Origin of the sequence: Fictibacillus sp. BK138 (assembly GCF_004216955.1) — a bacterium.
In the GTDB taxonomy this organism is placed as follows: Bacteria; Bacillota; Bacilli; order Bacillales; family Fictibacillaceae; genus Fictibacillus.
Genome location: NZ_SGXL01000005.1, coordinates 53,118 through 60,227, shown reverse-complemented (window position 1 = coordinate 60,227; position 7,110 = coordinate 53,118). Strand labels below are relative to the sequence as shown.

The window sequence follows — 7,110 nt, the reverse complement described above, 5'->3', positions numbered from 1 at the left end:
CACACCCGTTCCCATACCGAACACGGAAGTTAAGCTCTTCAGCGCCGATGGTAGTTGGGGGTCTCCCCCTGTTAGAGTAGGACGTCGCTAGGCAATGAGGAAGATGGATGAAGATCCATCTTCTTTTTTTGTTTTAAAAAGAAAGAAAAGGATCTTTTAGTGATCAAAACAACCAAGATGAGCTGCTGTCTGTAAAATGACAAGCTGCTTGTTCTATGGAAGGCTACATATAAAGCTGTTTTTTCTTGTGAGAAAAGAGCTATCGCGTGGAACGAAGGATATTCTGCGTGGAAAGAGAGAGATTTTGCGTAAAACAGAGTGTATATCGCGTGAAACTCTCACCAACCTGCGTGAAAACCTCCTATCTTTGCGTGAACGTGTAACAAAATAAAAGAACACGTACCGTAAAAAAACTAGCAGACATAAGAGTAGGACGTCACTAGGCAATCAGGAAGATGGATGAAGATCCATCTTCTTTTTTTTGTATAAAAAAGTTTGAAGTAATGAATGGTGCTCCAGCAGCATCATTAATAAGTAAAACTCTGTTTATGAGTCTTCAGCAAGATTTATGAGTCCTTTGCACATTTCAACTTTATTTATAAGTTCCTTCACCAGCGTTTTATCCAATTCTATTTGTCAGAAAGTTACAGCCTAAAGCAAACCCATCACTTATTCCAGTCCAATCTCGACCCAATCCACCCAAAAACCCATCCCACATCCCAAAACCACAACCAGCAAATCCTACTAACCCTCCTCCAAAACCACCATATATTCGACAGAATCATACAGGTTAAAGCACAACTCAGGAGGCAATAATGGAGGCATAGAGATTTGCATTTTCGGAAAAAACCAGGCTATAATAAGGGATAGTCAAAGTTAGTCAAAGTCAGAAGGGGGAGGGGAAATGAGGAATATTTCAGATGTGATTGAAAATTATTTAAAGCAAATTCTCTCAAGCACAAACGATTTGGCCATCGAGATCAAACGGACAGATATTGCTGAAAGGTTTCAATGCGTACCTTCTCAAATTAATTATGTGATCAACACGAGATTTACGGTTGAAAAAGGATTTGTAGTGGAAAGTAAAAGAGGTGGAGGCGGATATATCCGGATCATGAAAGTTCGAACGGAGAGCTCCGCACATCTTATCGATCACTTAACAACCTTGATTGGTGAAAGGATATCACAAGGTAACGCAGAAAATGTTATTAAGAGACTACTGGAAGAAAACATTGTCCGTGAACGTGAAGCGAGGTTGATGTTAAGCGTTATGGACCGTTCCATCTTAAAGCTGAATCTTCCGGATCGGGATGAATTGCGAGCAGAACTTTTAAAAGCTATGATAAAAACTTTAAAATATAGAACCACATAGCCCTTTTTTTCATTCTATATAAAGGGAGGGAGCAGAATGAATTGTGAAGAATGCCATGAACGTGAAGCTTCATTGCATTTTACTAAGATCATAAATGGGGAGAAAACAGAATTTCACATTTGTGAACATTGTGCTAAAGAAAAAGGAGAATTCCTGCCGGGGTCGAATTCCTTTTCCATTCACCAATTGCTTTCTGGTCTTCTGCATGGTGATGGACATGTTCCGAACACACCATCATCGAACTTTATTCCACCATCGTTAGCCTGTGAAAAATGCGGAATGAGTTATTACCAGTTTGCTAAGATTGGCCGCTTTGGATGTGATAATTGCTATAAAGCGTTTGAATCCAAATTAAATCCTATCTTCAAACGGGTTCATGGCGGCAATACGCTGCATGCAGGGAAAATCCCATTACGGGCGGGAAGCAGTATTCAAGAAAAAAAGCAGCTTCAGCAATTAAAGCAAGCCATGCAGCAGTATATATTAAATGAGGAATTCGAAAAAGCTGCTGAAACAAGAGATGAAATAAGAGAGATTGAGCAACGCTTGCAGCAGGGGAGGGATACGTAAACTTATGTCTCTAGAGCGATTTATCAGTGATGCGATCAGTCCCTGGATGAAAAGGGAAGGACCGGAATCAGATATTGTTCTCTCAAGCCGTGTCCGACTTGCCCGAAATCTTCAGCAGTTTGTTTTTCCTATCGCAGCAGACAAAGAATCTGCTCATGAGGTGATTTCATCTATTTCTTCTTTCATAAATGAAGAAAAGGATGTACCAGAAGCAGAAAATTTGGAAATGCTGGTAATGGAAGAGTTAAAACCGATTGAAAAACGGGTACTTGTTGAGAAACACCTCATCAGTCCAAATCTTGCTGAACAAGCAAAATACGGGGCAGTTCTTATGAATCAGGATGAGTCGGTCAGCATCATGCTAAATGAGGAGGACCATATCCGCATTCAATGCTTAGCACCAGGTTTTCAACTGGAAGAAGTGCTTCATAAAGCAAATGTAATCGATGATTTTATTGAAAGAAATGCAGATTATGCGTTTGACGAAAAGCGAGGATATTTAACGAGCTGCCCGACTAATGTAGGAACAGGACTCAGAGCCTCGGTCATGATGCATCTCCCAGCTTTGGTTCTGACAAAGAAAATGAGCCGTATTATTCCTGCGATTAATCAGCTTGGATTAGCCGTAAGAGGAATTTATGGTGAAGGAACCGAAGCGCAGGGGAATATTTTTCAGATTTCAAACCAGATGACACTAGGCAAGTCAGAAGAGGATATAATGGAAGATCTAGCTGGTGTCGTCATGCAGGTTATTCAACAAGAGCGTGCTGCAAGAAAGCAGCTGCAGGATGGTTTGAAACTACAGCTTGAAGATAAGTTATACCGTTCATTGGGAACGTTGGAAAACAGCAGGATTATTCAATCGAAAGAAGCTGCCAAATGCTTATCAGATGTAAGGCTTGGCATCGACTTAGAAATCTTGCCTGGTATTTCGAAAACAATCTTAAATGAACTTATGATACTTACACAACCAGGTTTTCTTCAACAATATGCAGGTGAAGTTCTAACTCCAGACGAACGTGACATAAGAAGAGCCACTTTAATCAGAGAAAGAATAAAATTGGAAAACCGATAAGGAGCGTGAAGGGTATGATGTTTGGCCGTTTTACAGAGCGAGCTCAAAAAGTATTAGCGTTAGCACAAGAAGAAGCAATTCGATTGGGTCATAACAATGTGGGAACTGAACATATTTTGTTAGGGTTGATCAGGGAAGGCGAGGGTATTGCGGCAAAAGCTCTCCAAGTACTTGGTCTCGGACCTGAAAAGATTCAAAAAGAAGTGGAAACGTTAATCGGTCGTGGGCAGGAAGCTGTTCAAACGATTCATTATACACCGCGTGCTAAAAAGGTGATTGAGCTTTCAATGGACGAAGCTCGTAAATTAGGACACTCGTATGTTGGAACAGAACATATCTTATTAGGATTGATTCGTGAAGGTGAAGGCGTAGCAGCAAGAGTCTTGAACAACCTTGGTGTGAGTCTGAACAAAGCGCGTCAGCAAGTGCTTCAATTGTTAGGAAGCAATGAATCTTCTTCAAGCCATAGAGGTTCATCTGCCAGTGCGAATACACCGACTCTAGACAGCTTAGCTCGCGATCTGACAGCAATTGCGCGTGATGGTTCGCTTGACCCTGTTATCGGGCGTGCGAAGGAAATACAGCGTGTTATCGAAGTGTTAAGCCGCCGTACGAAAAACAACCCTGTGCTGATTGGGGAGCCTGGTGTAGGTAAAACGGCGATTGCTGAAGGTTTAGCACAACAGATCATTAATAATGAGGTGCCTGAAACACTTCGTGATAAGCGAGTGATGACGCTTGATATGGGTACGGTGGTTGCAGGAACAAAATACAGAGGTGAATTCGAAGACCGTCTGAAAAAGGTAATGGATGAAATTCGCCAAGCGGGCAATATCATTCTGTTTATTGACGAACTTCACACATTAATTGGTGCAGGCGGAGCAGAAGGTGCGATCGATGCATCTAACATTTTAAAACCTGCTCTTGCACGTGGTGAACTGCAATGTATCGGTGCTACAACACTTGATGAATATAGAAAGTATATTGAAAAAGATGCAGCGTTAGAGCGCCGCTTCCAGCCGATTACGGTTAATGAGCCAACGAAGGATGAAAGTATCCAGATCCTGCAAGGACTTCGTGACCGCTATGAGGCTCACCACCGTGTAACCATCACGGATGAGGCGATCGAAGCATCAGTTTCATTATCTGACCGCTATATCTCAGACCGTTTCTTACCGGATAAAGCGATCGACTTAATTGACGAAGCCGCATCAAAAGTACGTCTTCGTTCATACACAGCTCCGCCAAATTTAAAAGAGCTTGAGCAAAAGCTTGAAGAAGTCCGCAAAGAAAAGGACGCAGCTGTTCAAAGCCAGGAGTTTGAAAAAGCAGCATCACTGCGTGACTCAGAACAGCGTCTTCGTGAAGAGCTTGAAAAGACGAAGGACGTTTGGAAAGAGAAGCAAGGGAAAGAAAATACAGAAGTTACGCCTGAAGATATCGCACAAGTAGTATCTTCGTGGACGGGAGTGCCGGTTTCTAAGCTTGCAGAAGAAGAAACAGAACGCCTCTTGAAGATGGAAGAAATTCTTCATGACCGTGTAATCGGTCAGTCCGAAGCAGTAACGGCTATTTCGAAAGCTATTCGAAGAGCTCGTGCTGGATTGAAAGATCCTAAGCGCCCGATTGGTTCGTTCATATTCTTAGGACCGACTGGTGTTGGTAAAACGGAGCTTGCAAGAGCTGTTGCTGAAACACTTTTCGGAGACGAAGATGCCATTATCCGCATCGACATGTCTGAGTACATGGAGAAGCATACTACTTCAAGGCTTGTTGGATCTCCTCCAGGTTATGTGGGGCATGAAGAAGGCGGACAGTTAACCGAGAAAGTAAGAAGAAAGCCTTACTCTGTTATCTTGCTTGACGAGATTGAAAAAGCACATCCAGAAGTATTCAACATTCTGCTTCAAGTGCTTGAGGATGGGCGTCTGACAGATTCTAAAGGACGTACAGTCGACTTCCGAAATACGGTTGTGATCATGACATCAAACGTTGGTGCGAGCACGTTAAAACGTAACCGCTCACTAGGATTTGCTGTTCACAATGAAGGACAGAAATACAACGATATGAAGTCTAAAGTAATGGATGAATTAAAACGTGCGTTCCGTCCAGAGTTCTTAAACCGTATCGATGAAATCATCGTCTTCCATTCTCTAGAGAAAGAACACCTATTAAGAATTGTAAGTCTCATGGCAGATTCCTTGAAGAAGCGTCTGAGTGACCAAGGCATCGAGATTGAGCTCAGTCAGGCTGCACTAGAGAAGATTACTGAAGAGGGCTATGATCCGGATTATGGAGCGCGCCCACTTAGAAGAGCACTTCAGCGTAAGATCGAGGATAGATTATCTGAAGAGCTGCTAAAAGGAAACATCAACAAAGGGCAAACGGTAAAAATTGACGTTGAAGAGAACGACTTTGTTGTTGAAACCGTGTAAGTAAATGAATGAACAGACCGGTTTTGGCCGGTTAAATAGAGTAAATGAGAATATCTTGCAAAAAAACCCGGAAGGCAGTCATGTCCTCCGGGTTTTTGTCGAAATAATTCTTACGTTTCGCCGTTTTTTGCAGAGCGTAAATGGAAAGAGTTGTTAGGTTTTATGTTATGATATTATTGAATAAATTTTTTTATTTTATAGCATTTAACTGTTTAATATATAAAAGCTTCGGATTGAATAAATATCATGTTTTAAGGTGTGAAGTTAAAGAGGAGTTTTTTTAATGGCCAAAGTAAAATCAATATTTATGTGCCAGGATTGCGGTTATGAGTCTCCAAAATGGATGGGGAAATGTCCAGGCTGCCAGGCTTGGAACACGATGGTGGAAGAAACGATTCGTCCTGAAAAGAACGTAAGAGGACTAAGTTCAGGTGATTCGAATCTTAAGCAGAAACCACAGTCGATCGTAGAAGTGAAAAGTGAGCAGGAACCTCGTATTCCTACAAATTATCAGGAGTTTAACCGTGTTTTAGGTGGAGGGATTGTTCCAGGCTCTTTAGTTTTAGTTGGCGGAGATCCGGGAATCGGAAAATCAACGCTTCTCCTTCAGACATCAGCACAGCTTGCTCAAAAAGGAGAACGTGTTCTCTATATATCTGGTGAAGAATCTGTTAAACAAACAAAGTTAAGAGCGGATAGACTTGAGATCGCGGCAAAAGATTTATTTGTTTTAGCAGAAACGGATTTGGAACTGATAGAGCAGGCGATGGCCGACATTATGCCATCTGTTATGATCATAGATTCCATTCAAACCGTTTATCGGTCTGAAGTAACTTCAGCGCCAGGAAGTGTTTCACAAGTACGAGAATGTACATCGCATCTAATGAGAATGGCAAAAACAAAAGGAATTGCAATATTTATCGTTGGACATGTTACAAAAGAAGGTGCAATTGCCGGACCTCGTCTTTTGGAACACATGGTGGATGCTGTATTATATTTTGAAGGTGAAAGACATCATACTTTTCGTATCTTAAGAGCAGTTAAGAATCGTTTCGGATCAACGAACGAGATTGGTGTTTTTGAGATGAAGGAAGAAGGATTGGAAGAAGTACTGAATCCTTCTGAAATTTTCTTAGAAGAACGTTCAAAGGGAGCTGCAGGCTCTACAGTTGTAGCTTCACTGGAAGGAACGCGGCCGATGCTTGTTGAGCTTCAGGCACTTATTTCACCGACCAGTTTTGGAAACCCTAGAAGGATGGCTACCGGAATCGATCATAACCGTGTATCCCTATTGATGGCTGTTTTAGAGAAAAGAGTCGGGTTGCTGCTTCAGAATCAAGATGCTTATTTAAATGTGGCAGGCGGAGTAAGGCTAGATGAACCTGCGATTGATCTTGCTGTGGCCATCAGCATCGCGTCAAGTTTCAGAGATGCACCTACAAAGCCAACGGATGTAATGATCGGAGAAATTGGATTGACGGGGGAAGTGCGAAGAGTCTCTCGTATTGAACAACGAGTACATGAAGCAGCAAAGCTAGGATTTACGCGTGCTATTATACCTGATAAAAATATCGGCGGCTGGACGGTTCCAAAAGGAATAAAAGTCGTTGGTGTATCTACTGTTTATGAGGCATTACAAGCAGCGTTAGGAGGGTAAA

General features: G+C 42.0%; 5 protein-coding genes and 1 rRNA gene. All 6 read left to right on the top strand.

All coding sequences use genetic code 11. The annotated features are described in order from the left end of the window. A 5S ribosomal RNA gene (gene rrf, locus EV282_RS19410) occupies positions 1 to 93 on the top strand; the annotation flags it as partial. 811 nt (positions 94 to 904) lie between these two features. Beyond that, positions 905 to 1,372 (top strand): CtsR family transcriptional regulator, encoded by a 468-nt coding sequence (locus EV282_RS19405; protein ID WP_066285464.1) that lies wholly within the window; start codon positions 905 to 907, stop codon positions 1,370 to 1,372. A gap of 36 nt (positions 1,373 to 1,408) precedes the next feature. After that, positions 1,409 to 1,942 carry a UvrB/UvrC motif-containing protein gene (locus EV282_RS19400; RefSeq protein WP_130297483.1) on the top strand — a complete coding sequence of 178 codons (534 nt, stop codon included), beginning with the start codon at positions 1,409 to 1,411 and terminating at the stop codon, positions 1,940 to 1,942. Positions 1,943 to 1,946: 4 nt separating this feature from the next. After that, the gene (locus EV282_RS19395) at positions 1,947 to 3,017 is read left to right on the top strand and encodes a protein arginine kinase (protein WP_130297482.1); all 1,071 of its coding nucleotides are present in this window, start codon (positions 1,947 to 1,949) and stop codon (positions 3,015 to 3,017) included. A 14-nt stretch (positions 3,018 to 3,031) separates the two neighbouring features. After that, positions 3,032 to 5,452 carry an ATP-dependent protease ATP-binding subunit ClpC gene (gene clpC, locus EV282_RS19390; RefSeq protein WP_077365461.1) on the top strand — a complete coding sequence of 807 codons (2,421 nt, stop codon included), beginning with the start codon at positions 3,032 to 3,034 and terminating at the stop codon, positions 5,450 to 5,452. Positions 5,453 to 5,735: 283 nt separating this feature from the next. Then, positions 5,736 to 7,109 carry a DNA repair protein RadA gene (gene radA, locus EV282_RS19385; RefSeq protein WP_130297481.1) on the top strand — a complete coding sequence of 458 codons (1,374 nt, stop codon included), beginning with the start codon at positions 5,736 to 5,738 and terminating at the stop codon, positions 7,107 to 7,109. Position 7,110 lies beyond the last annotated feature (1 nt).